The following is a 23,936-nucleotide window of genomic DNA, read 5'->3' as shown; positions in this document are numbered from 1 at the left end:
GGCGATGATCACCCAAGTGGTGACGTCGGTGCAGAGCGTCAGCGATTCGTCCGAGCACACCGCCGACATCGCCATCCGCACCAACATCGGCGTGCAGAAGCAGATGGCCGAGATCGACCAGGTGGCCACCGCCGTGCAGGAGATGACCGCCACCGCCCAGGACGTGGCGCGCAACGCGACCCAGGCCGCGCAGGCGGCCAGCCATGCCGACCAGGCCGCGAGCCAAGGCATGCAGATCGTCAGCGACACGTCGAAGTCGATCGGCGTGCTGGCCGTGGAGATCGGCAAGGCCGTGGAAGTGGTGCAGGCACTGGCCAAGGACAGCGAGAACATCAACGCGATCCTCATCGCCATCCGCGCCATCGCCGAGCAGACCAACCTGCTGGCCCTGAACGCGGCCATCGAAGCGGCCCGCGCCGGCGAGCAGGGCCGCGGTTTCGCGGTGGTGGCCGACGAGGTGCGCAACCTGGCGCAGAAGACCCAGCAGGCCACCGAAGAAATCCAGAGCATGATCCAGCAGTTGCAGCAGGGCACCCGCGAAGTGGTGCGGGTCATGGAGGACAGCCAGAGCCGCACCGACGAAAGCGTGCAGCACGCGGCCAAGGCCGCCGAAGCGCTGGAGACCATCACCCAGGCGGTGTCGGTGATCAACGACATGAACACCCAGATCGCCAGCGCCGCCGAGGAACAGAGCGCGGTGGCCGACGACATCAACCGCAACGTGATCAACATCGGCCAGGTGGCCAACGAAGTCGCGGGCGGCGCCGACGAATCGAGTTCGGCCAGCGCCGACCTGACCAAACTTGCGGAGCAGCAGCGCCGGCTGATCAATCAGTTCAAGGTCTGACCGGCGGGAAGGCCCTGCGGGCCTTATCGCGAGCAGGCTCGCTCCCACAGGGGGACGGTGGTGAAAAACTGTGGGAGGCAGCCTGACGCATAGATGCCGAATGGGCCGGCCTCATCGCGGGCAAGCCCGCTCCCACAGGGTTTTGCAGTGACCGCAGTTCTGCCTGCCCACCAGATCCTTGCTGGCGATGGCGGTGGATCAGGCACAGGTGATGTCGAGTGAGCCGACCTCATCGCTTGCAGGCTCGCTCCCGCAGGGTTCGGTGAGAACCACAGATTCCGCAGGCACCCGCGATCCCCTGTGGGAGCCAGCCTGCTGGCGATGGTGGAGGTTCGGGTTCCGCGTCAGGCCGGGGTCAGGCACTCCGGGCCGTTGAGTTTGGGATCGTTGACCAGGTTGGCCAGCACCCGCTCGCGCAGCGCCACGGGCTCGCCGGCCAGCAGCGCGTGCAAGGCATGCAGCGGCGTTTGCGGATCCAGCCATGCCGCCTGCCCCGCTTCATCCAGGATCAGCGGCCGGCGCTGGCTCATGGCCGGCTGGGTGATGACCGCCGTGCTCAGCCACACCTGCTCCTGCACCGGGTAGGCTTCCCAGATCGCCGCGAAGAACAGCGAAGCGCCCTCCCCCGGCGTCAGCCAGTACGGCCGCTTGCGCGCGCTGCCGCGCCATTCGTAGAAACCGTTGGCCGGCAGCAGGCAACGGCGCTGGCGCAGGGCCTCGCGGAACATCGGTTGCTCGGCGACGGTCTCGGCCCGGGCATGGGCCGGGGTGCGGGACAGGTCGGTCAGCCACGGCGGCGTCAGGCCCCAGCGGGCACGGGCCAGCGTGCGCTGACCGTCGGCTTCGGCGCGCAGCATCAGCACCGAATCGTTGGGGGAAATGTTCCACTGCGCCTGCTGATCGGCCGGGAAACCGGGCAGGGCCGCAAAATCACGGTTCCAGCGGAACAGGGCATAACGTCCACACATGGGGCAACACGGCTCGCAAATAAATCGAACGCCAGCCTAACAGACCAGCGTACCGGGGTAGCTGTCCGGTTCATCGCCGGGCAGCGGCAGCGCGGCATTGTACGCCCGGATCAGTTCGCTGGCGTACTCGGCCTGATCATTGTCGACCGACAGCCCGAGCAGGCCGAAGACCGGCAGCTCGCCCGCCCCGCCGAGCAGGTCGCGGCCCACCAGGTGCGCCTCGATGCCCTCGCTTTCGAGCATGCCCTTGAGCATCTCGCCTTCCATCAGGTTTTCCGGCTCGTAGATCCGCTGCATGCGCGCCCCTCAGTCGTTTTCGCCGTACACGTCGAGCAACCACTCCTCGCCGTGCACCTGCAACACGAACCGGATCGGCTTGCAGCACACCTGGCAGTCTTCGATGTATTCCTGGTCGCCGCCGGACAGGTCCACGGTGGTCTCGACCTCTTCCCCGCAGTACGGGCAATCATAACTTGCGGCTTCCAGCATCGCGGTCTCCCGAGTGACTTGTGCGTATAATCGCCGGTCTGTTTGCAGGGCCTTTTTTGTCTGGCTACCTTTTCAGACCGTGCCCCGTTGGTTTTCGATCAACACCTTTACTTACCCTAGCCGTTTCCAACAAGAGAGCATGATGGGCGAATTCGATGCCATCCGACCTTACGACGACAGCGAAGTACCTGCGGTACTGGCGCGGCTGCTCGGCGACAAGGCGTTTCTAGATATCCTCACCCACTTCCGCTTCCCGCGTTTCGCCGGTGCCTTGGGCTGGATGCTCAAGCCCCTCATCGCCCATCGGCTGCGCCGTGAGTTCGCCGGCGTGACCTCGGTGGCCACCCTGCAGGACAAGGTCGAGTTCTACGTCGACCACACCATCGAGCGGGCCACCGACGGCGTGACCTACACCGGCGTCGAGCAGTTCAAGTCCGGCAGCGCCTACCTGTTCATCGCCAACCACCGCGACATCGTGATGGACCCGGCCTTCGTCAACTACGCCGTGTACCACGCCGGCCTGCCGACCCCGCGCATCGCGATCGGCGACAACCTGCTGCAAAAGCCCTTCGTCAGCGACCTGATGCGCCTGAACAAGAGCTTCATCGTGCACCGTTCGATCACCGGGCGCCGGGAAAAGATGGCGGCGTACCAGCTGCTGTCGGCGTACATCAACCATTCGATCCGCAACGATTGCGCCTCGATCTGGATCGCCCAGGCCGAGGGCCGGGCCAAGGACGGCGACGACCGCACCGAGTCGGCCATCCTCAAGATGTTCCACATGAGCCGCAAGGACGAGCCGTTCGGCGAGGTCATCCAGTCGCTGAACCTGACCCCGGTGTCGATCAGCTACGAATACGACCCGTGCGACCAGGCCAAGGCCCGCGAGCTGTACATCCGCGCCACCACCGGCACCTACAGCAAGGCGCCGGGCGAAGACGACGTGAGCATCGCCAAGGGCATCACCGGCTACAAGGGCCGGGTGCACGTGAACTTCGCCGCGCCGATCACGGCGTTCTACGAAGACACCAAGCAGCTGGCGGTGGAGATGGACCGGCAGATCCTCGGCGGCTACCGCCTGTTCCCGGTGCATTACCTGGCGTACGCGCAGTGGGCGGACGCCGATCCGCAGCTGCAGGTGCCCAAGGCCGCCGACGTGTTCGGCGTCGATGAGCTGGCCAAGGCGCGGGAAGAGTGGCAGCGCCGGCTGGACGCCTGCCCCGAGGAGCACCGTCCGTACCTGGTGCTGCAATATGCGACGCCGGTGCGCAATCAGTACCGGGTCAAGGCGGGGTTGCCGCTGTAGGCAGACACAGCAACGGCGCCCTCGGGCGCCGTTCTTCGTGATGGGGCGGGTTCACCCCACGGGGCCTGCACGGCCTTCAGACGCGGGTGCTGATCCAGGACACCAGCAGCGCAAGGCCCAGGCAAGCGAAGCCGAAACGGTAGAAGAACCGGTTCATGCGCAGGGTCGCCCAGTCGAGCACCGGCTCCTGGTCCGGCTGGATCCGGCGCTGGGCGGCGATGTTCGCCAGCGCGCGCTGCTCACGGCGGCGGGTCGCGTGCAGCAGCCAGCTGCCCGGGAAGGCGAACGCCAGCGCCAGCAGGTTGATCAACTTGGCGGGATGGGCGGTGAACAACGTCATCAAGTGCAGCGACATCTTTGAGCCTCGAACTGAACCGGTATGGCGAACGCCAGACCGACGACCGCGGCGCGGATTCTAGCGCAACCCTCCCCTGCGTCCCCACCCTTTGCGACAAACAACGGCGCAATCGACCGATGGTTGCCCTGTGTCACGACTTCGTCATTTGCATCGGCCACCATGCGCGCCTCGAAACCGACACGGAACGCAGCATGCTTCACGCCGAAAACCAGGACCGCCTCTACCTCATCACCCCGACCGACGAACAGCAGGCCCTCGTCGGCAGCCTGGCGTTCAACGTGCAGGACCGCCGCTGGCTGGTGTATTGCGCCCTCGGCGGCCATCAGCACGCCGATCTGCCGGAAACCGACCTGCTGACGGGCGTCAGCGTGCTGGACTTCTACTCCCAGGCCGCCTGACGCCCGGCCGCCGTCGAAGCCATCGCCAGCAGGCTGGCTCCCACAATGACCGCGTCGCGTATACGACCGTCGACCGGCTCCTAACCTGTGGGAGCCAGCCTGCTGGCGATGGCGGACTGACATTCAATACGCATGCCGCCTGACACACCCTCATCACGAACAGGCTCCCTGGAGGGGGCAGCGTCCGGCGGCGGACATGAAAAAGCCCGGGGCCATCGCTGGCACCGGGCTTTTGCGCATCAGGCGAACCGCTTACTCGGCGAGGATCTGGCCGATGCTCGGATCCTTGAACAGACGGGTCAAGGCGTCGCTCAGCACGTCGCTGACCAGTTTGGTGTTGGTTTCCTGGTTCGGCGCCATGCCGAAGCGCTGATCCAGCGAGGCGCCGTAGCGGCCGCTGTAGCGGCGGTTGCCGCTCTGCACGTCGGAGCGGAAGGTCGCGCCGATGGTGGCCTCGGTCACGTACATGCCTTCCTTCGGCGACTGGTACTTGAGCTCGGTCAGGGTCACGGTCAGCTGCGGCGCGTTCATGGCGCCGTTGGACGGGGTGAAGCCCAGCAGACGCACGGCCGCCTCGGCCTGGGCCTGCAGCTTGGGCAGGATCTGTTCGCGCTGCACGGTGATGGCGCTGGTCTCAGGGTACAGGCCCCCGCGGGTGCCCAGGGTCGGCGACGGACGGCCGTCCACCACGCGCACCACCACCGGCTGGCCGCGGCCGACCGGTGCCAGTTGGCTGGTCAGCTTCGGTTCCGGGCTCAGCTGTTGCGGGCTGTGGGCGCAGCCGGCCAGGGTCAAACCGGTCACTGTGATCAAACCGAACAACAGGCGTTGCAACATGCTCTTCTCTCCAGAATCAGGCACAGACAGGCCGGCAGTATAGCGGTGGGCCACTGCGGCTCACCAGCACGGAATCTCAGACAGGCCCGGCCCTGGGCGGTTCCTGTCACAGATTGTTCACCGCCCCTACACGATGACGTCATGGCCTGGCGGCAACCTTCGCAGCACGTACTCCAAAAGGTATTTCGCCATGCGCCATCTGATCTCGCTCTTCGCGCCGCGCCCCCTGCACCGCAGCTTCGCCCTGCTCGACCGCAACGGCCATTGCCAGGCGTTCAAGCAATGCAGCCTGCAACCGATGGGCGAAGGCTGGGTGGAAATCGAGGAAATTCGCCTCAACTGGCTGCACAAGCCGCTGCCGGCCAGCGCCCGCGTCGAAGCGTCGCGGCCGCGCGCACGGGCGCAAGCGGTTTTCGGCATCTGACCGGATGCCTAATAAAAGTCATCAAACACGAGCAAATCCCCGCATTTCTTCGATACAATCTCCCCCCGATTATAAGGTCGTCTCCTGATCGGGCCCCGCAACAGCGTCAATGCCCAGGCATTGGCATCCGAAACCGCCCACAGAGAGCCGCCCACACAGATCGAGTGAAGCCGGCGCGCTTGCTGTTTCCCAGGCAAAAACCCGCTTTTCGCGAATCTGCAGAGCTGTCATGACGCTCGGTCACTGAGTTGTTTGCCCGTGTTGCCCGCCCCGTGTTCACCGGCGGCCATCCATCCGGGCACGGTGCCCGGCCGGGGCAGCCCTTTTTGAGGTTCACGTCTTCAAAAGAGCGTGAAAAAAACGGGTTTTCACAACTTCACAAGAGTGTGGCGAGCAAATGAATAGTTTTGCGTCTGAACATGCACCATTAGCGTCTACAACAGCCCAACGACACAGGACCGCGTACGCCTCGAACACCGGAGCCTGATGCCTGTCCGCTACGGATTTGGTTGCACGAACGGATGACTCGACCATAAGTCGAATTGCCAGCCGCGCGCCGAAATGAGTTCATGGAGCTCATGAGGCCGGGCCGTCTGCATCCGTCGAAGTTGCGAAAAATTGCGAAGATTCGGACATGGCGATCCTGGCCATGGGTTACCTGGGGCGCCACTGACCTGCCCCGGAACACCTGGCAGCCATGCCGACAATTTGGTGCTGCAGATTTTGGAGACGCGTTAAATGGCGCATAACGAAGCAGTCGACGTAGTTCTGGTAGGGGCCGGCATCATGAGCGCCACCCTTGCGGTGCTGCTCAAGGAGCTCGACCCGGCGATCAAGCTGGAAGTCGTCGAGCTGATGGATTCCGGAGCCGCGGAGAGTTCCAACCCGTGGAACAACGCGGGCACCGGCCACGCCGGCCTGTGCGAGCTGAACTACACGCCGCAGGCTGCCGACGGCACCGTCGACATCAAGAAGGCCGTGCACATCAACACCCAGTTCGAGGTGTCGAAGCAGTTCTGGTCCTACCTGACCCGCAAGGGCACGTTCGGCTCGTGCAAATCGTTCATCAGCCCGGTGCCGCACCTGAGCTATGTCGAAGGCGACAAAGGCGTGTCGTTCCTCAAGGAACGCTTCAAGGTGCTGAGCAAGCACCACGCGTTCGCCGATATGGAATACACCGAAGACAAGGCCAAGATGGCCGAGTGGATGCCGCTGATGATGCCGGGCCGCCCGGCCGATCAGGTGCTGGCCGCCACCCGCGTGCTCAATGGCACCGACGTCAACTTCGGCGCCCTCACCAATCAGTTGCTCAAGCACCTGACCAGCGCACCCGATGCCCAGGTCAAGTACTGCAAGCGCGTGACCGGCCTCAAGCGCAACGGCAACGGCTGGACCGTCAGCATCAAGGACGTCAACAGCGGCAACAGCCGTGAAGTCGACGCCAAGTTCGTGTTCCTCGGCGCCGGCGGCGCGGCCCTGCCGCTGCTGCAGGCTTCGGGCATCGAAGAGAGCAAAGGCTTCGGCGGCTTCCCGATCAGCGGCCAGTGGCTGCGCTGCGACAACCCGGAAGTGGTCAAGCACCACCAGGCCAAGGTCTACAGCCAGGCCGCCGTGGGTTCGCCGCCGATGTCCGTGCCGCACCTGGACACCCGCGTGGTCGACGGCAAGAAATCCCTGCTGTTCGGGCCGTACGCCGGCTTCACCACCAAGTTCCTCAAGCACGGTTCGTTCATGGACCTGCCGATGTCGGTGCGCGCCGGCAACATCGGCCCGATGTTGGCCGTGGCGAAGAACAACATGGACCTGACCAAGTACCTGGTCAGCGAAGTGATGCAGTCGATGGAGCAGCGCCTGGAGTCCCTGCGCCGCTTCTACCCGCAGGCGAAAGCCGAGGACTGGCGCCTGGAAGTGGCCGGCCAGCGGGTGCAGATCATCAAGAAAGACCCGAAAAAGGGCGGCATCCTGCAGTTCGGCACCGAACTGGTGGCGGCGAAGGACGGTTCTCTGGCCGCCCTGCTCGGCGCTTCGCCAGGCGCCTCCGTGACCGTGTCGATCATGCTCGAGCTGATCGAGAAATGCTTCCCGGGCAAGGCCAAGGGCGAGTGGGCCGCCAAACTGGCGGAAATCTTCCCGGCCCGTGAAAAGGCGCTGGAAACCGATGCTGCGCTGTACCGCAAGATCAACACGCAGAACAACATCGCCCTGGAGCTGGTCGAGGAAAGCAGCGAGACCCCAAGCTTCGCTTGATCGCGCCCATGAAAAACGCCCCGCACTCAGTGAGTGCGGGGCGTTTTTTTATGCCTGTGGCGAGGGCGGTCAGCCGCGGGCCTTCTCGATCAGCTCGATGTACTCCGGCGCGTTGCGCTGATCGCGGACCAGCTCGACGAAGGTCTTGCCCTGCTCGTCCTTGCCGTCCAGATCCAGGCCGGCGGCCAGGAAAAACGTCAGGAAGCGCTCGAAGTCGTCGATGCGCAGACCGCGATAGGCCTTGATCAGTTTGTGCAGCGACGGCGAGGTGGCATCGGCCGGCTCGAAGTCCAGGAACAGTTTGATCTGCTCATCGCCGATCTCGTCACCAATCACTTGCTTCTTATCTTTACGCATTGCCGACTCCAGCTCGCGGACATTTCACGGGGCGGGCAGTTTACCCCCGCGCAGGCTCGGCGCTCAACGCGAGCGCACGGCCCCGGTGTGCAAATCGGCCCAGATGTGGCCGTTGGCGTAGCTGAGGAACTGGACATACACCGTGTCGTTGCGCAGCAGGTCGATCACCACCCGGTACTGGGCCAGCGGGTAGAACAGCGTGAGGGTCTTGGCCTTGTCGTCATACGCCGGTTTTTTCAGGCTTTTGCTTTCGCCGTCGAAATTGACCAGCACCTGCGTGACCGTCGCGCCCTTGTTCAAGGACTTGCCCTTGAGGCGGATCATCAGCGACGAGGTGACCGGGATCGGCTGCTGGTTGGACTGACGCTGGGCCCCCACCACCACCGAATAGTCGGTGACCTGCAGCAATTGCTGCTGCTCGGGTTCGGCGTCGCGCAGGGTCAGGTCGTCCGGCGGCAAGAACTGGCTGTGCAGGGGCGCGGCGGCCAGGGGCAGGCTGAGGGTCAGGAACAAGGCGGCGCAGCTGCGGATCAAGAGGCTCATGACAGGCTCCGGGGGCGGGGCCGAGCACTCTAGCATGGGCTTGCGGGGGGATCAGCAGGTGCCTTCACTGACGCCATCGCCAGCAGGCTGGCTCCCACAGGGATGTGGGAACGGGCTTGCCCGCTCCCACAGGGTAAGGCTGCGGCGGGATTACATGCCTTTGACGGCGAAGATCCCGTTGGCGTTGCGCCAGTAGCCCTTGTAGTCCATGCCGTAGCCGAAGATGTAGCGGTCGACGCAGGGCAGGCCCACGAAGTCGGCCTTCAGGTCAGGCCGCGCCTTGCGGTCGTGATCCTTGTCGATCAGCACGGCAGTGTGCACCTGAAGGGCGCCGGCGTGCTTGCAGAAGTCGATGATCGCGCCCAGGGTGTGGCCCTCGTCGAGGATGTCGTCGATGATCAGCACGTCGCGGTCGATGAACGAGACTTCCGGCTTGGCCTTCCAGAACAGGTCGCCGCCGGTGGTTTCGTTGCGGTAGCGGGTCGCGTGAAGGTAGGACGACTCCAGCGGGAACTGCAGGTGGGTCAGCAGCTTGCCGGAGAAGATCAGGCCGCCGTTCATCACACAGAACACCACCGGATTGCGGTCTGCCAGTTGCTCGTTGATTTGCGCACCGACGCGGGCGATGGCCGCCTCGACTTCAGCTTCGGTGTACAGGCAGTCAGCCTCTCGCATGATTTGACGGATATGCTCGAGATCAGCGGACATGGCGCTCTCCAGGGGGACTTTATAGGGGGGGCTAGTTTGGAAAAGCGGGCAAAGGTACGCATCCCGAACGGCCGAATCAAGCTTTTGTGGACTAACGTACTGTATGTCCTATAGGACATCACTCTCGGATAGATTAATCTAGGCCGGTTTTTTTGCCCGCCGCCGGAGCCTTTCCCATGCCCATCCTCGAGATCCGCCATCCGCTGATCCGCCACAAGCTCGGCCTCATGCGCCGCGCCGACATCAGCACCAAGAATTTCCGCGAGCTCGCTCAGGAAGTCGGCGCCCTGTTGACCTATGAAGCCACCAAAGACCTGCCCCTGGAGACCTATGACATCCCAGGCTGGTGCGGCACCGTGTCGGTCGAGAAGATCGCCGGCAAGAAGATCACCGTCGTGCCGATCCTGCGCGCCGGCATCGGCATGCTCGAAGGCGTACTGAGCCTGATCCCGGGCGCCAAGGTCAGCGCCGTGGGCGTGGCCCGCAACGAAGAGACGCTGCAGGCCCACACCTACCTTGAGAAACTCGTCCCGGAGATCGACGAGCGCCTGGCGATGATCATCGACCCGATGCTCGCCACCGGCAGCTCCATGGTCGCCACCATCGACCTGCTGAAGAAAGCAGGCTGCAAGGACATCCGCGCCATGGTGCTGGTGGCTGCGCCCGAAGGCATCGCCGCAGTCGAGCAGGCTCACCCGGACGTGACCATCTATACCGCTTCCATCGACCAGAAACTGAACGAACACGGTTACATCATCCCAGGGCTTGGCGATGCCGGTGACAAGATCTTCGGCACCAAGCAGAAGGACGCGTGACCATGCAGGACGAGTTCAACGATCCGCTCTGGCGCCAGGTGCTGTCCGGCGCGCAGATGCTGTTCGTGGCCTTCGGCGCCCTGGTGCTGATGCCGCTGATCACCGGGCTTGACCCGAACGTGGCGCTGTTCACCGCAGGCCTCGGCACCATCCTCTTCCAAATCGTCACCGGGCGTCAGGTGCCGGTGTTCCTGGCCTCGAGCTTCGCCTTCATCACCCCGATCATTCTCGCCAAGGGCCAGTTCGGCCTGGCCGCGACCATGGGCGGCGTGATGGCGGCCGGTTTCGTCTACACCTTCCTCGGCCTGGCCGTGAAGATCAAGGGCACCGGGTTCATCGACCGCCTGCTGCCGCCGGTGGTGATCGGCCCCGTGATCATCTCCATCGGCCTGGCCATGGCGCCTATCGCCGCGAACATGGCGATGGGCAAGGCCGGCGACGGCTCCGAACTGATCCACTACCAGACCGCAATGATGATCTCGATGCCGGCACTGCTGACCACGCTGATCGTGGCGGTGTTCGGCAAAGGCATTTTCCGCCTGGTGCCGATCATCTCCGGCGTGCTGGTGGGCTTTGCGCTGTCGTTCTGGTTCGGCGTGGTCGACACCGCGAAGATCGCCGCGGCCCCGTGGTTCGCCCTGCCGAACTTCACCGCACCGGAGTTCAACTGGCAGGCGATCCTGTTCATCGTCCCGGTGGCCCTGGCCCCGGCCATCGAGCACATCGGCGGCGTGATCGCGGTGGGCAGCGTGACCGGCCGCGACTACCTGAAGAAGCCGGGCCTGCACCGCACCCTGTTCGGTGACGGCATCGCCACCACGGCGGCCGGCCTGTTCGGCGGCCCGCCCAACACCACCTACGCCGAAGTCACTGGCGCGGTGATGCTGACCAAGAACTACAACCCGAAAATCATGACCTGGGCGGCGATCTTCGCCATCAGCCTGGCGTTCATCGGCAAGTTCGGCGCGTTGCTGCAGAGCATTCCGGTGCCGGTGATGGGCGGGATCCTGTGCCTGCTGTTCGGCTCGATCGCGGCGGTGGGGATGAACACCCTGATCCGCCACAAGATCGACCTGGGCGAGGCGCGCAACCTGGTGATCGTGTCCGTGACCCTGGTGTTCGGCATCGGCGGCGTACTGATCGGCACCGGCAACGGCCCGGACGACTTCGGCCTCAAAGGCATCGCGCTGTGCGCGGTGGTGGCGATTGCGCTGAACCTGATCCTGCCGGGCAACGACAGCTGGAAGCACAAGAAGGCGGATGAGCCGCTGCTCTAAGGCTTCGGCCTGAAAGAAAACCATCGCCAGCAGGCGGGCTCCCACAGCAGGTGTTCAGTGAACCTCTGTCGAAGCCAGCCTGCTGGCGATGTCGTTTAAAGCGCCAGCGGCGCCCGTTCGCAGAGGGTCGCCAGCGCCTTCGCCCACTGTTCCTCGTCATTGAGGCACGGCACCAGCACCAACTCTTCCCCGCCCGCCTCAAGGAACTGCTCCTTGCCGCGGTCGCCGATCTCCTCCAGCGTTTCGATGCAATCGGCCACGAACGCCGGGCACATCACCAGCACCTTCTTCACGCCGTTCTTGGCCAACTCGTCCAGCCGCGCTTCGGTGTAGGGTTCGATCCACTTCGCGCGCCCCAGCCGCGACTGGAACGAGACCGACCACTTGCCGTCCGGGATGCCCATGCGCTTGGCGAACTCGGCCGCGGTGCGCAGGCACTGGCCGCGGTAACAGGTGGCGACCACCTCCGGCGGCGCCCCGGCGCAGCAGTCGCCGCCGCCTTCGAAACGGTGGCCCGGGTTGAGCTTCTTCAGGTGCCGTTCCGGCAAGCCATGGAAACTCAGCAGCAAGTGGTCGTAATCCTGCTGCAGGTGCGGCCGGGCACTGGCCACCAGCGCGTCGAGGTATTCCGGCTGATCGTAGAACGGCTGCAGCACCGACAACTGCACGTCGAGGCGCTTCTCGCGCAGCACGCGTCGGGCCTCTTCGATCACCGTGGTGGTGGTGCTGTCGGCGAACTGCGGATACAGCGGCGCCAATGTGATGCGCTTGTGCCCCGCGGCCACCAGCCTGACCAGCGCCGACTCGATGGACGGCTCGCCGTAACGCATCGCCAGCTCCACCGGACCATGGGTCCACTGCTGGGTCATCTGCTGCTGCAGGCGGCGGCTGAGCACCACCAGCGGCGAGCCTTCGTCCCACCAGATCGAGGCATAGGCGTGGGCCGACTGCTCGGGGCGCTTGACCAGGATCAGCGACACCAGCAGACGCCGCACCGGCCAAGGCAAGTCGATCACGTAGGGATCCATCAGAAACTGATTGAGGTAGCGGCGCACGTCGGCCACCGAGGTGGAGGCCGGCGAACCCAGGTTGACCAGAAGCAAGGCGTGATCGGTCATGCAACATCCTATTTCAGAGGCGGCGGGCGATATCGTCCAGGGCCGCGCGTAAATCCGTGAACCGGAAAGTGAATCCTGCTTCCAGCAAGCGTGCCGGCATGGCTTTCTGGCCGCCGAGCAGCAGTTGCGACAGCTCGCCGAGCCCGACCTTCAGCGCCAGGGCCGGCATCGGCATGAACGCCGGGCGGTGCAGCGCTTGGCCCAAGGTCTTGGCGAACTCGCGGTTGCGCACCGGTTTCGGCGCGCAGGCATTATAAGGACCGTTGGCCCCGTTGAGGTGCAGAAGAAAATCAATCAGGGCGATTTGATCGTCGACATGAATCCACGGCATCCACTGCCGGCCGTTGCCCAGCGGCCCGCCCAGCCCGAGCCTGAACGGCAGCAGCAGGCGCGACAAAAAGCCGCCCTCGGCCGACAGCACCAGCCCCGTGCGCACCAGCACCACCCGGATGCCCAGGCCCTCGGCCCGTTGCGCGGTCTCTTCCCAGGCGACGCACAACTGACTGGCGAAATCATCGATCACCGGCGAAGCGGTTTCGTTCAGTTCCCGCTCGCCGCCGTCGCCGTACCAGCCCACCGCCGAGCCCGAAATCAGCAGCGACGGTTTCTGCGCACGGGTCTCAAGCCAAGCCAGCAAGGATTCGGTCAGCGTGATGCGGCTGCTCCACAGCAAGGCCTTGCGCCGGTGCGTCCAGGGCCGGTCGGCAATGGGCGCGCCAGCGAGGTTGACGATGGCGTCCAGCGGGCCGTCATCCAGGTCCTGCAACCGCGCAATGCCACGCACCTGTGCACCGCAAAGCTTGGCGACCTGTTCCGGGCGGCGGCTCCATACGGTCAACCGATGTCCCTGCTGCAGCCAGTGCCGACAGAGCTGCCGCCCGATCAAACCAGTACCGCCGGTCAGCAATATGTGCATGACATCTTCCTCGCGTGGCGTTTATCCCGGATCACTAGTCTATTTTTATAGGCAGGGATCTTTTCTATCGGGCGGGCTCTATTGTTTAACAATAGGCCAAGCTGTCAGAACGAAATCGCTGGAAGTTATACCAGAAAACAAAATTGTACAGCTTTCAATCACGGCGTAGTCTGTACAGAAAGGTAAACGAGGCCCCTATGACTGTACCTATCGCAATCATCGGCACCGGCATCGCCGGACTCTCCGCCGCCCAGGCCCTGACCGATGCCGGGCACAGCGTTCAGCTGTTCGACAAGAGCCGCGGCAGCGGCGGGCGCATGTCGAGCAAGCGCAGCGACGCCGGCGCGCTGGACATGGGGGCCCAATACTTCACCGCCCGCGACCGGCGCTTCGTCACCGAAGTGCAGCGCTGGCAGAGCAACGGCTGGGTCGCCGAATGGGCGCCGCAGCTCTACACCTTCCACGGCGGGCAACTGAACCTGTCGCCGGACGAGCAGACCCGCTGGGTCGGCACGCCGCGCATGAGCGCCATCACCCGCGGCCTGCTCGAAGGCCTGGAGGTGCATTTCGCCTGCCGCATCACCGAGGTCTACCGCGGCGAAGAACACTGGCACCTGCAGGATGCCGAAGGCTTCACCCACGGGCCGTTCAGCCATGTGGTGATCGCCACGCCAGCCCCGCAGGCCACGGCGCTGCTGGCCGCCGCGCCGAAACTCGCCGGGGCCGCCGCCGGGGTGAAGATGGAACCGACCTGGGCCGTGGCCCTGGCCTTCGAGACACCGCTGGACACCCCCATCGAAGGCTGCTTCGTCCAGGACAGCGCCCTCGACTGGCTGGCGCGCAACCGCAGCAAGCCGGGACGCGACACCACCCTCGACACCTGGGTGCTGCACGCCAGCAGCGCCTGGAGCCGCCAGCACATCGACCTGCCGAAGGAAGCGGTGATCGAACACCTGCACGGCGCGTTCGCCGAACTGCTGCACAGCGCCATGCCCGCCCCGGCCTTCAGCCTCGCCCACCGCTGGCTGTATGCCCGCCCGGCGAGCAGCCATGAATGGGGCACCCTGGCCGATGCCGACCTGGGCCTGTACGCCTGCGGCGACTGGTGCCTGTCCGGACGCGTCGAAGGCGCCTGGCTCAGCGGCCAGGAAGCGGCACGCAGGCTGCACGCGCATTTGCAGTAAGCCGATCTGCCCGCAACCGCGGGCAGGCTCGCTCCCGTCGGGCTGCCCTTCTCGCCCAAAAATCTATACAAACTGTTTGACTTGTACACCTTTGAATCTATGCTGAAGGCAATGTTGTACAGAATTTGAAATCTGTACAGGACTTCGATTCAAGGTGTCGCCATGCCCGACCATTGCCCCTCCCCCCCGAAAATCGCCGTCAGCGCCTGCCTGATGGGCGCCGAAGTGCGCTACAACGGCGGGCACAAGGCCTCGCGGCTGTGCACCGACACCCTCAGCGATTACTTCGAGTTCGTGCCGCTGTGCCCGGAAGTGGCGATCGGCCTGGGCACGCCCCGGCAGCCGATCCGGCTGGTGGGCGATCCGGATCACCCGCAAGCCCTCGGCACCGTCGACCGCCGGCTCGACGTCACCCGGGACCTGGCCGATTACGGACGGGCCATGGCCGACGGGCTGGATGACATCTGCGGCTACATCTTCATGCAGCAGTCTCCGTCCTGCGGGCTGGAGCGGGTCAAGGTCTACCACGACAACGGCGCGCCGGTCGGCGGCGGACGCGGGATCTACGCCCAGGCCTTCTGCGCCGGGCGCCCGGACTTGCCGGTGGAGGAAGCCGGACGCCTGAACGACCCGGTGCTGCGGGAAAACTTCATCACCCGGGTGTTCGCCTACCGCGACTGGCAGACCGTGACCGCACAGGGCCTGAGCCGCCGGGCCCTCACCGAATTCCACTCGCGCTACAAATACCTGCTGATGGCCCACAGCCCTGTCCACTACAAGGCGCTCGGCCATCTGCTGGGCAGCATGGGCCACAGCGATCCGGCCACGGTCGCCCCGCACTATTTCAGCGAACTGATGGCCGCCCTGAAGAAATGCGCCACGCGCGGCACCCACAGCAATGTGCTGCAGCACATCAGCGGCTACCTGAAGCAGGCGATCAGCGCGGCGGACAAACAGGAAATGCAGCAGGTCATCGGCCAGTACCGCCACGGCATCGTGCCGCTGGTGGTGCCGCTGACGCTGCTCAAGCACCACTTCCGGCGCCATCCGGATCCCTACATCGCGCAGCAGGTGTACCTGCAGCCGCACCCCGAAAACCTCAGCCTGCGAAACGCCATTTGATGAACGCCACACCCGACACCAGCGCCCGGGAAGACCTGGGCGCGGATTTCAAGAAAGCCCTGGACGACGGCTGGCTGCCGATCCGCGAGGTGGCGCGCCAGACCGGGGTCAACGCCGTCACCCTGCGCGCCTGGGAGCGCCGCTACGGCCTGGTGGTGCCCCAGCGCACTCCCAAGGGGCACCGTCTGTACTCGGCCGAGCACGTGCAGCGCATCCGGGCGATCCTCACCTGGCTCGACCGCGGGGTCGCGGTCAGCCAGGTCAAACCGCTGCTCGACACCCCGCAGGCGTTCAACGAAACGGCGACCAGCGATTGGCAGCCGCAGTTGCAGAACCTGTTGACCGCCGTCACGCAATTGAACGAACGCAGCCTCGATGACGGTTTCAACCAGGCCATGGCCCTGTACCCGCCGCGCACCCTGTGCGACCAACTGCTGATGCCGCTGCTGGCGGCGCTCGAACAACGCTGGCAGGGCCAGTTCGGCAGCGAGATGGAGCGGGTGTTCTTTTATTCCTGGCTGCGCAGCAAATTCGGCGCGCGCATCTACCATAACAATCGCCAGTTGCGCACGGCGCCGCTGCTGCTGGTCAATCAGTCGGACCTGGCGCTGGAGCCGCGCCTGTGGCTCTGCGCCTGGCTGATCAGCGGCAGCGACTGCCCGGTTCAGGTGTTCGACTGGCCGTTGCCGCCGGCAGAGCTGGCGATGGCGGCCGAACAGCTGCATGCGCGGGGCGTCCTGCTGTATTCCAGCAAGGCCCTGAACCTGGCCCAGTTGCCGAAACTGTTGAGCGGCGTCGGCTGCCCGACAATGATCGCCGGAGCGACGGTGCGCATCCACCACGCCGAGCTGTCCGGCCAAGCTTGCGAACACACTGAGTTGTCCCTGGCCGAAGATCCCTTGTCGGCCCACCAGGGGCTCCTTCAGTGCGGATTGATCTGATGAGGTTGGAACAAGGCACCATGCAATTGATCTGGCTGCGCAGCGACCTGCGCCGACACGACAACACCGCCCTCGCCGCAGCCGCCGGCCGGGGCCCGACCGTGGCCGTGTACCTGTTGAGCCCCGAGCAATGGCAGATCCATGACGATGCCGCCTGCAAGGTCGATTTCTGGCTGCGCAACCTGCATGAATTGAGCGCGGCCCTGGGCGAGCTGAACATTCCCCTGCTGATCCGCACCGCACCTCGCTGGGATCACGTGCCCGAGGTGCTGCTCGACCTGTGCCGGCAGTTGCGGATCGAGGCCGTGCACGTAAACGAAGAGTACGGCCTCCACGAAAGCCGCCGGGACACCGCCGTCGCCCGTGCCCTGCACGCCGAAGGCATTACGTTCACCAGCCACCTCGACCAATTGCTGTTCAGGCCCGGCAGTGTGCTGACCAAAACCGGTGGCTACTTTCAGGTGTTCAGCCAGTTCCGCAAGGTCTGCCACGAGCGCTTGCACCGTTCGATGCCGTCGTTGGTGAGAGCGCCGGGCAAGCAGGCGCCGCTGGAGATCGAAAGCGATCCGGTGCCCGAAGCCGTCGCAGGGTTTGCGCCCCCCAGCCCATCCCTGCGCGCCCTCTGGCCGGCCGGCGAGGCCGAAGCCCAGCGGCGCCTCGACACCTTTGCCGACGCGCAGATCGACTATTACCAGAGCGAACGCGACTTCCCCGCCAAGCCGGGCACCAGCCAGCTGTCCGCTTACCTCGCCGCCGGCGTCCTGTCGCCGCGCCAATGCCTGCACGCCGCGCTGCAAAGCAACCAGGGCGAATTTGAAAGCGGTAAGGCCGGCGCCGTCACCTGGATCAACGAGCTGCTTTGGCGCGAGTTCTACAAGCACATCCTGGTGGGCTACCCACGGGTCTCCCGCCATCGCGCCTTCCGCCCGGAAACCGAAGCCCTGCCGTGGCGCGATGCGCCAGAGGACCTGGCGGCCTGGCAGGAGGCGCGCACGGGCCTGCCGATCATCGACGCGGCCATGCGCCAATTGCTGGAGACCGGCTGGATGCACAACCGCCTGCGCATGGTGGTGGCGATGTTCCTGACCAAGAACCTGCTGATCGACTGGCGCGAGGGCGAGCGCTTCTTCATGCGCCACCTCATCGACGGCGACCTGGCGGCGAACAACGGCGGCTGGCAGTGGAGCGCCTCGACCGGCACCGATGCGGCGCCCTACTTCCGCATTTTCAATCCGCTGAGCCAGTCGGAGAAATTCGACGGCGAAGGCGTGTTCATCAAGCACTGGCTGCCGCAACTGGCCGGGCTGAACAAAAAGGACGTGCACAACCCGGCGGCCCTCGGCGGCCTGTTCGGCGTGGCGGACTACCCGGCGCCGATCGTCAACCTGGGCACCTCACGGGAACGGGCGTTGGCGGCCTTCAAGAACCTGCCGTCCCGTTCGTCTACAGGAGAGGGCCATGAGTGAGTTCCTGCGCCGCTTCGCCCATCGGTTCGCCGAACTGGACAAGGACAACCTGCACCGCCTCGGCGAGCTGTACAGTGACGACATCCATTTCACCGATCCGCTGCACGAAGTGCAGGGACTGGCGCAATTGCGTGAATTGTTCGGCGAAATGTATGCCAATGTCAGCGAACTGCGCTTCGACTTTCACGGCTTCGACCAGATCGGCGACTGCGAGGGCTATCTGCGCTGGGTCATGACCTACCGCCATCCGCGCCTGGCCCGCGGGCGGCCGATCCGGGTCGGCGGCTGCTCGCACTTGCTCTGGCGCGACAAGGTTTACCGCCACCGGGACTATTTCGATGCCGGGGCGCTACTTTATGAACATCTACCCGTATTGGGCCGGGCGATCGCCTGGCTGAAAAGGAGAATGGGATGAATCGTCGCACGCTTCAGCGGCGGTATTGGCTGACCGGTGCCAGCAGCGGCATCGGTGCGGCATTGGCCGAGGAGATTCTTAAGACCGGGGCGCATGTGGCGGTCAGCGCCCGCCAGACCGCACCGCTCAAGGTGTTGGCGCAACGCTATCCGGGCCAGGTGCTGGTGGTGCCGGGCGATCTGACGAACAGCCAGACCGTGCGGGAAATCGGCGAGCGGATCGCCGGAGAATGGGGCTCGCTGGACACGGTGATCCTCAACGCCGGCACCTGCGAATACGTCGATGCCCATCAGTTCGACGCCTCGATCGTCGAACACGTGGTGCGCACCAACCTGCTCGCCACCAGTTACTGCATCGAAGCCGCCCTGCCCCTGCTGCGCAAGGGCAGGGCGCCGCACCTGGTCGGCATGGCCAGCTCGGTCACCTACCTGCCGCTGCCCAGGGCGGAGGCCTATGGCGCCTCGAAGGCCGGCCTGCGCTACCTGTTCGAATCGCTGCGCATCGACCTGGCGGACGAAGGCATCGAAGTCACTGTCGTCAGCCCGGGCTTCGTCGATACGCCCCTGACTGCACAAAACGACTTTCCGATGCCGTTGAGCTGGCCGGCGGACAAGGCCGCCCGGCACATCTTCGCCAGCCTGCGGAACCGCCCGCTGGAGATCGCGTTCCCGGCGCTGTTCATGGCGGCGCTGTGGCCGCTGTCGAAGCTGCCGGCGCGGGCGCAACTGGCGATCGGCAAGCGCATGGTGCGCAGCACGCCGCCGCTCAAGGACGCCACGTGAACATCGCCGTCGTCGGCAGCGGCATCGCGGGCCTGACCTGCGCTTACCTGCTTGCGCGACGGCACGACGTCACCCTGTTCGAGGCCGCCGACCGCATCGGCGGCCACACGCACACGGCCCAGGTGACGGTCGGAGGGCGCGAGTACGCGGTGGACACCGGCTTCATCGTGTTCAACGACAGGACGTACCCGAACTTCATGCACATCCTCGGGCAACTGGGGGTGCGCTTCCGGCCCACCGAAATGAGCTTTTCGGTGACCGACCCGGACACCGGCCTCGAATACAACGGCAACAACCTCGACAGCCTGTTCGCCCAGCGCCGCAACCTCCTGTCGCCGGGGTTCTGGGGCATGCTGCGCGACATCCTGCGCTTCAACCGGTGCGCCCGGCGCGACCTGGCCGAACGACGGATCGCCGCCGACACCACCCTGGACGACTACCTGAAGGCCGGCGGCTACGGCGAACGCTTCATCCTGCATTACATCGTGCCGATGGGGGCGGCGATCTGGTCGATGCCCATGGCCGGGATGCTCAGGTTTCCGTTGCGGTTCTTCGTGCGGTTCTTCGAGAACCACGGCTTGTTGTCCGTCAGCGACCGCCCGCAATGGCAGGTGATCGAAGGCGGCTCAAGCGCCTACCTTGCACCGCTGAGCGCTGCGTTCCGGGACAGGATCCGCCTGGGCTGCCCGGTCGAGCGGGTGGTCCGCGACGGGCGCGGCGTCGATATCCACAGCCCCGCCGGCCGCGAACGCTTCGACAAAGTGGTGCTGGCCTGCCACAGCGACCAGGCGCTGAGCCTGCTCGACCGCCCCAGTTCCGCCGAACAGGCAGTGCTCGGCGCCCTGCCCTACGCCGACAACGAAGTGGTGCTGCACACCGACATCCGACTGCTGCCCACCCGCAAACGGGCCCGGGCCAGCTGGAACGTGCGCCTGGGCGGCGCCGGCGATGCCTTGCCGGCGGTCACCTACGACATGAACATCCTGCAGGGCATCCAGAGCGACACCACGTTTTGCGTCAGCCTCAACCAGAGTGCCGGCATCACGCCCGCCAGCATCCTCGGCCGCTACCTCTATGCGCATCCGCAGTTCAGCCTGGCGGCGGTGGCGGCCCAGGCACGCTGGACCGAACTCGATGGCCGGCAACACACCCACTACTGCGGCGCCTACTGGGCCAACGGCTTTCATGAAGACGGCGTGGCCAGTGCCTTGCGGGTGGCGGCCGCGTTCGGGGAACGGCTGTGAACAGCGCCCTGTACAGCGGCTGGATCACGCACCGGCGGTTCGCCCCCTGCCGCCATGCGTTCCGCTACCGGATCGGCTTGCTGTACTTGGATCTGACCGAGCAAGAGACCGTGCTCGGGCTCTCGCCGCTGGCGGGGCGCAGCCGTTTCGCCCCGTTCTCGTTCCGCGAGCGCGATTACCTCAAGGCGTTTTCCCAGCCCGGCGAACGCCTGAGCGACGCCGTGCGCCGCCAGGTCGGCCTCGCCATCGGCCATGAGCCTCAAGGCGCGATCCACTTGCTGACCCAGCCCCGAAGCTTCGGCCTGGCGTTCAACCCGGTGAGTTTCTTCTATTGCCACGAACCCTGCGGCCGGTTGGCGGCGATTCTCTGTGAGGTCAGCAATACGCCGTGGCGCGAGCGCTACCACTACGTGCTGCCGGCCCGGTCGGACGACCCGCCGGACAGTCACCGGCATTTCACGGTGGCCAAGGCGTTCCATGTGTCGCCGTTCCTGCCGCCGGACCTTGAGTACCGCATGAGCTTCAGCCCCGTCGGCGAGGCCCTCGGTGTGCACATGGCCGACTGGCAGGACGGCCGCAAGCTGTTCGACGCCACCCTCGACCTGCACCGCGAAACGCTCGACCGCCACAGCCTGCACCGCCACCTGCGGCGGTTCCCGTGGATGACCGGCAAGACCGCCGTGACGATCTACTGGCAGGCCCTGCGCCTGCTGCTCAAGCGTGCGCCGCTGTTCACCCATCACGCCGCCGACGGTCATATGCGCACGGCCACCCTCCCTGCCGAGGAACACCGCCATGAAGTCCCCTAGCGTTTCGGCCAGGGCCGGCCTGCTCTGCGTCCATGGGCTGAGCGGTTCCCTGCTGCGCCGAGGCGTGCTGCGCCAGCTGGCGCGGATCAGGCACGGGCAACTGGTGCTGGTCGAGGACGGTCGTCACCAGACTTTCGGCGCCGCCGGCAGCGGGCCGACCGGCGAGATCCACGTGCACGATGCAGCGGTCTGGGGCATGGTCGCGGCCAACGGCTCGATCGGTTCCGGCGAGGCCTACATTCAAGGTTACTGGAGCTCGCCCGACCTGACGGCCGTGGTGAGGGTGTTCGTCAGCAACCTCGACGTGCTCGACGGCATGGAGCGCGGAATGGCGCTGCTCGGACGCCCGTTCATCCGCACCCTGCACTGGCTCAACCGCAACACGCACAAGGGATCGCAAAGGAACATCGCCGCCCACTACGACCTGGGCAACGACCTGTTCGAGCAATTCCTCGATCCGACCATGATGTATTCGGCGGCGCAGTTCCTGCACCCCGACGACAGCCTGGAACAGGCGCAACTGAACAAGCTGGAGCGGATCTGCCAGAAGCTCGCGCTCACGCCCGGCGACCATCTGCTGGAGATCGGCACCGGCTGGGGCAGCATGGCGCTGTATGCCGCGCAGCGCTACGGCTGCCGGGTGACCACCACGACGCTGTCCAAGGCGCAGTACGCGTTCACCGCCGCGCGCATCGAACGCCTTGGCCTGCAGGATCAGGTGACCTTGCTGCTCAAGGACTACCGCGACCTCACAGGGCAGTACGACAAGCTGGTGTCGATCGAGATGATCGAGGCGGTCGGCCACCGGTTTCTGCCGACTTACTTCAAGCAGTGCGCGCACCTGCTCAAAAGCAACGGCCTGATGCTGCTGCAGGCGATCACCATCCGCGAACAGCGCTACGAGCAGGCCAGGCGCGGGGTGGATTTCATCCAGCGCTACATCTTTCCCGGCGGCGCCCTGCCCTGCGTGCAGAAGATGCTCGAGATCGTCAGCCGCGACACCGACATGAACCTGCTGCACATGGAAGACTTCGGCCTGCACTACGCCCGCACGCTGCGCCTGTGGCACGAGAACTTCCGCCGCGCCCGGGGGCCTCTGGCCGAACTGGGCTACGACGACGGCTTTCTGCGGATGTGGGAGTTCTACCTGTGCTACTGCGAGGGCGGCTTCCTGGAGCGCACCATCGGCACCGCCCAGTTGCTGCTGGCCAAACCGGCGGCCATGCCGGCGCCGCTGTTGGGACGCTTCGATGCCTGAACGCCTGGCCAACGCCGTCCTGTTCCAGATCGGCTGGCTGGCCTGCGTGCTCGGCGGCAACAGCCTGTGGCTGCTGCTGGCGCTGGCGGTGCTGGTGATCCACCTGCGCTGGATCAGCAGCTGGGCGGCGGAAGGCCGGCTGATCCTCTGCGTGGTGATCGTCGGCACCGCCGTGGACAGCGTGCTGCGGGGATCGGGGGTGTTCGAGTTCCCGGATCCGTCGCCGCTGATCCCGCTGTGGCTGATGCTGCTGTGGGCGCTGCTGGGCACCACGCTGCGCCATTGCCTGCGATGGAGCGCCCGGCCGTGGTGGCGGGCGAGCCTGCTCGGCGCGGCGGGCGGTGCGTTGTCGTATGGCGCCGGCGGGCAACTGTCCGGCGTAGGGTTCGCCTATGGGCAATGGCCGACCCTGATCGGCATCGGCCTGCTGTGGGCGCTGCTGTTCCCGCTGCTGCACGGAATGGCCCGGCGCCTTGACGGCGCCGGCGCCCCCTGATCGGCTGCTGTGCTCGGGAACCTACAGCGGCATCGTGTAATGCAGCGAGTAGCTCTCTACCCCGTCGTTGCTGCTGGCAAGGCCGGCGTTGGAGTAGTGCGTCGCGCGGATCCCGACCTCATGCCCGCCGTTGAAGCGCAGGCCGAAACCGAAGCGATCCTCGAACTGGAAGGCGCCGCCGATGTTGTTGTCCTCGTACTTGGTGTTGGAGAACACCGCGACGCCGATCCCCGCCTCGACATACGGCTTGACCGACTGGCCGGCAAACTCATAGACGAACACCGGCGAGAACGACAGGCTGTTGTTGCTGGAGGTCTTGTCGCCTTCCCAATAGGTGTAGGCGCCGCTCCAGTAGCCGGTCAGGCGACCGACATCGCTCTGCAGCCAACTCTTGTCCCAGTCGAAGTTCATGCCCAGGCGATAGGTCATGGTCGAATCGCTGGTCGCCCCGACCCCGAACTCGACGCCGGCGGCTTGTGCGGTAAAACTGTGCCCCATCAGTGCAGCCGCAATCGCGGCCAAGCAGAATAGTCGCTTCACTTGAAACATCCTTTTCCGAACGGTCGTATGGTTGTTATGTGACTCAACGCTATAGAAGTCCGCGCTTAAAC

Annotated in this window: 28 protein-coding genes; 17 read left to right on the top strand and 11 right to left on the bottom strand. The window is 65.3% G+C overall.

From position 1 onward, the window contains the following. Positions 1–4: 4 nt before the first annotated feature. The gene (locus CAG31_RS29050) at positions 5–847 is read left to right on the top strand and encodes a methyl-accepting chemotaxis protein (RefSeq protein WP_371856116.1); all 843 of its coding nucleotides are present in this window, start codon (positions 5–7) and stop codon (positions 845–847) included. A gap of 344 nt (positions 848–1,191) precedes the next feature. On the opposite strand, the gene CAG31_RS21095 is transcribed toward CAG31_RS29050, so the two are convergent. From CAG31_RS21095 to CAG31_RS21085, 3 genes are read right to left on the bottom strand one after another with little or no spacing between them, the layout of a single operon-like run. After that, on the bottom strand, positions 1,192–1,815 hold the full coding sequence (locus CAG31_RS21095; RefSeq protein WP_085584771.1) for an SOS response-associated peptidase: 624 nt from the start codon (positions 1,813–1,815) through the stop codon (positions 1,192–1,194). A gap of 36 nt (positions 1,816–1,851) precedes the next feature. After that, positions 1,852–2,112 (bottom strand): putative signal transducing protein, encoded by a 261-nt coding sequence (locus CAG31_RS21090; RefSeq protein WP_085584769.1) that lies wholly within the window; start codon positions 2,110–2,112, stop codon positions 1,852–1,854. A gap of 9 nt (positions 2,113–2,121) precedes the next feature. Beyond that, positions 2,122–2,304 carry a CPXCG motif-containing cysteine-rich protein gene (locus CAG31_RS21085; protein WP_085584767.1) on the bottom strand — a complete coding sequence of 61 codons (183 nt, stop codon included), beginning with the start codon at positions 2,302–2,304 and terminating at the stop codon, positions 2,122–2,124. 139 nt (positions 2,305–2,443) lie between these two features. Between CAG31_RS21085 and CAG31_RS21080 the strand changes: the two genes are divergently transcribed. Continuing rightward, entirely contained in the window at positions 2,444–3,610 is a 1,167-nt protein-coding gene (locus CAG31_RS21080; protein ID WP_085584765.1) for a 1-acyl-sn-glycerol-3-phosphate acyltransferase, read from the top strand. Between the two features lie 76 nt (positions 3,611–3,686). On the opposite strand, the gene CAG31_RS21075 is transcribed toward CAG31_RS21080, so the two are convergent. Continuing rightward, a complete protein-coding gene (locus CAG31_RS21075; protein WP_085584763.1) occupies positions 3,687–3,965 on the bottom strand; it encodes a hypothetical protein in 279 nt (92 codons plus the stop codon). Positions 3,966–4,159: 194 nt separating this feature from the next. Here CAG31_RS21075 and CAG31_RS21070 point away from each other — a divergent pair, with 194 nt between their 5' ends. Further along, positions 4,160–4,366 (top strand): hypothetical protein, encoded by a 207-nt coding sequence (locus CAG31_RS21070; RefSeq protein ID WP_085584935.1) that lies wholly within the window; start codon positions 4,160–4,162, stop codon positions 4,364–4,366. A gap of 252 nt (positions 4,367–4,618) precedes the next feature. Here the strand turns inward: CAG31_RS21070 and CAG31_RS21065 are convergent, their stop codons facing one another. Next, entirely contained in the window at positions 4,619–5,203 is a 585-nt protein-coding gene (locus CAG31_RS21065; protein WP_085584761.1) for a YajG family lipoprotein, read from the bottom strand. Positions 5,204–5,393: 190 nt separating this feature from the next. Between CAG31_RS21065 and CAG31_RS21060 the strand changes: the two genes are divergently transcribed. Together CAG31_RS21060 and mqo are read left to right on the top strand one after the other, a co-directional pair. Next, a complete protein-coding gene (locus CAG31_RS21060) occupies positions 5,394–5,627 on the top strand; it encodes a hypothetical protein (protein ID WP_085584759.1) in 234 nt (77 codons plus the stop codon). Positions 5,628–6,365: 738 nt separating this feature from the next. Further along, positions 6,366–7,874, top strand: coding sequence for a malate dehydrogenase (quinone) (mqo, locus tag CAG31_RS21055; protein WP_085584757.1), 1,509 nt, complete (start codon positions 6,366–6,368; stop codon positions 7,872–7,874). Positions 7,875–7,943: 69 nt separating this feature from the next. Here mqo and CAG31_RS21050 read toward each other — a convergent pair whose 3' ends face one another. The 3 genes from CAG31_RS21050 to CAG31_RS21040 all read right to left on the bottom strand — a co-directional run bounded on the left by CAG31_RS21050 (position 7,944) and on the right by CAG31_RS21040 (position 9,482). Next, entirely contained in the window at positions 7,944–8,231 is a 288-nt protein-coding gene (locus CAG31_RS21050) for a PA4642 family protein (RefSeq protein WP_085584755.1), read from the bottom strand. A gap of 63 nt (positions 8,232–8,294) precedes the next feature. Continuing rightward, positions 8,295–8,774, bottom strand: coding sequence for a hypothetical protein (locus tag CAG31_RS21045; RefSeq protein ID WP_085584753.1), 480 nt, complete (start codon positions 8,772–8,774; stop codon positions 8,295–8,297). A 150-nt stretch (positions 8,775–8,924) separates the two neighbouring features. Further along, positions 8,925–9,482, bottom strand: coding sequence for a hypoxanthine-guanine phosphoribosyltransferase (locus CAG31_RS21040; RefSeq protein ID WP_085584751.1), 558 nt, complete (start codon positions 9,480–9,482; stop codon positions 8,925–8,927). A 176-nt stretch (positions 9,483–9,658) separates the two neighbouring features. Here CAG31_RS21040 and upp point away from each other — a divergent pair, with 176 nt between their 5' ends. Both upp and CAG31_RS21030 read left to right on the top strand, forming a co-directional pair. Next, positions 9,659–10,297, top strand: a complete 639-nt coding sequence (gene upp / locus CAG31_RS21035; RefSeq protein WP_085584749.1) for a uracil phosphoribosyltransferase — start codon at positions 9,659–9,661, stop codon at positions 10,295–10,297. Positions 10,298–10,299: 2 nt separating this feature from the next. Then, positions 10,300–11,574, top strand: coding sequence for a uracil-xanthine permease family protein (locus CAG31_RS21030; RefSeq protein WP_085584747.1), 1,275 nt, complete (start codon positions 10,300–10,302; stop codon positions 11,572–11,574). 95 nt (positions 11,575–11,669) lie between these two features. Here CAG31_RS21030 and hemH read toward each other — a convergent pair whose 3' ends face one another. Further along, positions 11,670–12,692 carry a ferrochelatase gene (gene hemH / locus CAG31_RS21025; protein ID WP_085584745.1) on the bottom strand — a complete coding sequence of 341 codons (1,023 nt, stop codon included), beginning with the start codon at positions 12,690–12,692 and terminating at the stop codon, positions 11,670–11,672. Positions 12,693–12,705: 13 nt separating this feature from the next. Beyond that, positions 12,706–13,608 (bottom strand): TIGR01777 family oxidoreductase, encoded by a 903-nt coding sequence (locus CAG31_RS21020; RefSeq protein WP_085584743.1) that lies wholly within the window; start codon positions 13,606–13,608, stop codon positions 12,706–12,708. Positions 13,609–13,805: 197 nt separating this feature from the next. On the opposite strand from CAG31_RS21020, the gene CAG31_RS21015 reads away from it, so the two are divergent. The 10 genes from CAG31_RS21015 to CAG31_RS20970 all read left to right on the top strand — a co-directional run bounded on the left by CAG31_RS21015 (position 13,806) and on the right by CAG31_RS20970 (position 23,325). Next, positions 13,806–14,792: an NAD(P)/FAD-dependent oxidoreductase gene (locus CAG31_RS21015; protein ID WP_085584741.1), complete on the top strand. Its 987-nt coding sequence runs from the start codon at positions 13,806–13,808 to the stop codon at positions 14,790–14,792. Positions 14,793–14,954: 162 nt separating this feature from the next. Continuing rightward, positions 14,955–15,914, top strand: a complete 960-nt coding sequence (locus CAG31_RS21010) for a DUF523 and DUF1722 domain-containing protein (protein WP_085584739.1) — start codon at positions 14,955–14,957, stop codon at positions 15,912–15,914. Next, positions 15,914–16,855 carry a MerR family transcriptional regulator gene (locus CAG31_RS21005; protein ID WP_085584737.1) on the top strand — a complete coding sequence of 314 codons (942 nt, stop codon included), beginning with the start codon at positions 15,914–15,916 and terminating at the stop codon, positions 16,853–16,855. Before CAG31_RS21010 ends, CAG31_RS21005 begins: the two co-directional genes overlap by 1 nt. Before the next feature lie 20 nt (positions 16,856–16,875). Continuing rightward, the gene (gene phrB / locus CAG31_RS21000) at positions 16,876–18,321 is read left to right on the top strand and encodes a deoxyribodipyrimidine photo-lyase (protein WP_085584933.1); all 1,446 of its coding nucleotides are present in this window, start codon (positions 16,876–16,878) and stop codon (positions 18,319–18,321) included. Continuing rightward, positions 18,314–18,736: a nuclear transport factor 2 family protein gene (locus tag CAG31_RS20995; protein ID WP_085584735.1), complete on the top strand. Its 423-nt coding sequence runs from the start codon at positions 18,314–18,316 to the stop codon at positions 18,734–18,736. Before phrB ends, CAG31_RS20995 begins: the two co-directional genes overlap by 8 nt. After that, positions 18,733–19,518 carry an SDR family oxidoreductase gene (locus tag CAG31_RS20990; protein WP_085584733.1) on the top strand — a complete coding sequence of 262 codons (786 nt, stop codon included), beginning with the start codon at positions 18,733–18,735 and terminating at the stop codon, positions 19,516–19,518. The genes CAG31_RS20995 and CAG31_RS20990 overlap by 4 nt, the downstream gene beginning before the upstream one ends. Continuing rightward, entirely contained in the window at positions 19,515–20,762 is a 1,248-nt protein-coding gene (locus CAG31_RS20985) for an NAD(P)/FAD-dependent oxidoreductase (protein WP_085584731.1), read from the top strand. The genes CAG31_RS20990 and CAG31_RS20985 overlap by 4 nt, the downstream gene beginning before the upstream one ends. After that, positions 20,759–21,571 carry a DUF1365 domain-containing protein gene (locus CAG31_RS20980; protein ID WP_085584729.1) on the top strand — a complete coding sequence of 271 codons (813 nt, stop codon included), beginning with the start codon at positions 20,759–20,761 and terminating at the stop codon, positions 21,569–21,571. The genes CAG31_RS20985 and CAG31_RS20980 overlap by 4 nt, the downstream gene beginning before the upstream one ends. Then, positions 21,558–22,829 carry a cyclopropane-fatty-acyl-phospholipid synthase family protein gene (locus CAG31_RS20975; protein ID WP_085584727.1) on the top strand — a complete coding sequence of 424 codons (1,272 nt, stop codon included), beginning with the start codon at positions 21,558–21,560 and terminating at the stop codon, positions 22,827–22,829. The genes CAG31_RS20980 and CAG31_RS20975 overlap by 14 nt, the downstream gene beginning before the upstream one ends. Beyond that, a complete protein-coding gene (locus CAG31_RS20970; RefSeq protein WP_085584725.1) occupies positions 22,822–23,325 on the top strand; it encodes a DUF2878 domain-containing protein in 504 nt (167 codons plus the stop codon). The genes CAG31_RS20975 and CAG31_RS20970 overlap by 8 nt, the downstream gene beginning before the upstream one ends. 21 nt (positions 23,326–23,346) lie before the next feature. Here CAG31_RS20970 and CAG31_RS20965 read toward each other — a convergent pair whose 3' ends face one another. Further along, positions 23,347–23,865 (bottom strand): acyloxyacyl hydrolase, encoded by a 519-nt coding sequence (locus CAG31_RS20965; protein WP_085584723.1) that lies wholly within the window; start codon positions 23,863–23,865, stop codon positions 23,347–23,349. Between the last annotated feature and the right edge of the window lie 71 nt (positions 23,866–23,936).

Source organism: Pseudomonas sp. R25(2017) (genome assembly GCF_002112565.1).
GTDB classification, from domain to species: Bacteria; Pseudomonadota; Gammaproteobacteria; order Pseudomonadales; family Pseudomonadaceae; genus Aquipseudomonas; species Aquipseudomonas ekonensis.
The sequence above is the reverse complement of the archived record's forward strand: the minus strand, read 5'-3'. Positions and strand labels throughout refer to the sequence as shown.